Origin of the sequence: Mesonia phycicola, from assembly GCF_900141885.1 — a bacterium.
Lineage (GTDB): Bacteria > Bacteroidota > Bacteroidia > Flavobacteriales > Flavobacteriaceae > Mesonia > Mesonia phycicola.
The window spans coordinates 1-2,340 of the sequence record NZ_FQYY01000032.1 but is presented as its reverse complement, the minus strand read 5'-3'; the positions used below and the strand labels follow the sequence as shown (position 1 = coordinate 2,340).

Below are 2,340 nucleotides of genomic sequence, written 5' to 3'. Positions count from 1 at the left end.
TCCTGCGGACACAGACGCAAGAGCGTCAAAGTTAGCTCTTTTTACTATCTTTATTCCTAACCTTCCCTTAGCTGGAAAATTATACAAAACCGTTGGTAAAAATTTGAAAAAAAACATAGTTACCTATATTTTAAGTCATTCTACTAATTGAATTTTACTTCCTGTTTGATAAGTTTTGATTTTTGAAAAGGTAAAATGGAAATGAAAAGTTTTAAAATTTAAAATTACTTATGGATAAAATTATCACTCTTACGTGAAAAATTAAACAAATCTTTACGGCTGATCTGGACACAAAAGTTTAAACTGCTCTCTCCTACTCTGAAAAAAATTAAAAATCCTGATGGCTGAACTGAATGCTGAAAAAATTAAAATGCTGTATGGCCGAACTGGACGCAAGTTAAAAAACTGGAAAAGTGATAACGGATAATTATTACTCTTTTATTTCTTCAAAATATTATAAATAGTTGACTTGAAAAAAAAAATGCGGATTGGATAGTTTTTAAATCTAATTTTGAGCAAATTGAAAGTATCTATCATCAAAGAAAAAACTTTTACCAACAACATATATTTCCAATTGTGGTTTTGTGTCCTGCGGACACAGACGCTGGTGCGTCAAATTCAGTTCTTTTTATTATCTTTAATTCCTAATTCCCACAACTGACAAATATACGGGACCGTTGTACACAATACCTGAAATGAAAATCGGAACTAAAATATTAATCCTATTTCTGACCTTGAACTTGCTTTCTTGCAAAGGTTCTGCGCAAGAAACTGAATCAAAAAAGCCAACAACTGAAATTGACTTTTCCAAAACGGTAAAAAGTACTTTTCCTAAACCAATTGGAATTATAAATGATTATGGGGAAATCTTTTCGGAATCACAAAATACTGAATTATCAAAAGTTCTTTACGATTACGATATTGAAACAACAAGACAAATTGTAATTGTAACAATTGACAGCATAAAACCATATAATAACATCCAAAAATATGCGACTGATTTAGCAAATAATTGGGGAGTTGGAACAGCGGAAAAAAATAACGGATTGACAATCGTTGTCTGTAATCCTTGTCGACAAATCGGAATTGCATCAGGACTTGGAACTGAACTGATTTTGACCGACGAAATTTGCAAAGAAGTAATTGAAAAAACTATCATACCTGAATTTAAAAATGGAGAATTTTATAACGGAATTAAAAACGGTGTGACTGAATTAATAGCAAAATGGAAATAAAGTACTGTGTACAACATTGTATAAAAATAATGCTTAGTTTAGTGCTTAATCAAAGGTTAGTACGCTTTTGTTACGTCTGATTTTCCTTCGGAAAATCCTCGCACACAAAACCGCACTATTCTTATACGTAACCGTTACCACACATTTGAAATGAAAATCGGAACTACCATTTTAATAACATTTATTTTATTAGTCATTGTAGTATTTTCAATGGGTGGAGGACACGGAACTTATTTACCAGCGAAAGTTGTTTATCCATTTACAATGTTAATTGCTATTCTGACAAAAAATGGAATTGGAATTTTACCAACAATAATTGCTGTTGGACAGATTCCAATCTACGCTCTAATTCTGACCAAAAAACCGAAATGGAAATTTATTATTCTTGGACTTCACATTTTGGCAGTGATTATTTGCCTAAACCTTCAATCTGAAATGTTCGAATAATAGTATGAAAAAAGGAATTTTAAAAACGTTACTATTTTACGGAATAGGATTTGGAATTGCAGGAATAGCTTATGCGATTATTGGAAACCCATATATTCACGCACCTGGAATTCATCATCTGATTTTATTTTTAACTTTAGTAATCGGACTAATTTGGACTTTAATAAGTGTCGGAATTTTCTTTTTCAAGACAAGGACGGAAAAATTAAAAGGAATCATAGTTTCGAATAGCTTAATAATAATTAGTTGTTTTTTATATGTTGCAATTCCAATTTATTTAGACTCAAACGAAAAAACATTTATTGAATCTGACTTTGTGCGGACAGAAATAAAAGGAGATACGACTGAATTATATCATAATGACAATCTGATTTATATCAAAGTAAAGGATTCTGTGATTTTAGATTTAAGATAAGTACAAACGGAATAAAAACGTGTGGTAACACCGTATAATTCCAACTAAGGTTTGGTTGTATCCTGCGGACACAGACGCAAAAGCGTCAAAGTTAGCTCTTTTTATTATCTTTATTCCTAACCTTCCCTTAGCTGGGAAATTATACAAAACCGTTGTACTGCATTTAAAACAAATATTATGGAAATAGGAAATAAGATGATTAAAATTAGTTGGAAGTACCGAATAATATTTGCAATCGGAACT

Annotated in this window: 3 protein-coding genes; all 3 read left to right on the top strand. The window is 31.1% G+C overall.

The genetic code is table 11. The features are described from left to right. Positions 1–695: 695 nt before the first annotated feature. The 3 genes from BUC03_RS14950 to BUC03_RS14940 all read left to right on the top strand — a co-directional run bounded on the left by BUC03_RS14950 (position 696) and on the right by BUC03_RS14940 (position 2,097). The gene (locus BUC03_RS14950) at positions 696–1,235 is read left to right on the top strand and encodes a TPM domain-containing protein (RefSeq protein WP_073153927.1); all 540 of its coding nucleotides are present in this window, start codon (positions 696–698) and stop codon (positions 1,233–1,235) included. 150 nt (positions 1,236–1,385) lie between these two features. Then, positions 1,386–1,682 carry a hypothetical protein gene (locus tag BUC03_RS14945; RefSeq protein ID WP_073153926.1) on the top strand — a complete coding sequence of 99 codons (297 nt, stop codon included), beginning with the start codon at positions 1,386–1,388 and terminating at the stop codon, positions 1,680–1,682. 4 nt (positions 1,683–1,686) lie between these two features. Further along, positions 1,687–2,097 carry a hypothetical protein gene (locus BUC03_RS14940; RefSeq protein ID WP_073153923.1) on the top strand — a complete coding sequence of 137 codons (411 nt, stop codon included), beginning with the start codon at positions 1,687–1,689 and terminating at the stop codon, positions 2,095–2,097. Positions 2,098–2,340 lie beyond the last annotated feature (243 nt).

What these genes read in the sequence shown, in the direction of transcription:
- BUC03_RS14940 (WP_073153923.1), top strand. Translation starts at nt 1,687, where the DNA reads ATGAAAAAAGGAATTTTAAAAACGTTACTATTTTACGGAATAGGATTT.
- BUC03_RS14945 (WP_073153926.1), top strand. Translation starts at nt 1,386, where the DNA reads ATGAAAATCGGAACTACCATTTTAATAACATTTATTTTATTAGTCATT.
- BUC03_RS14950 (WP_073153927.1), top strand. Translation starts at nt 696, where the DNA reads ATGAAAATCGGAACTAAAATATTAATCCTATTTCTGACCTTGAACTTG.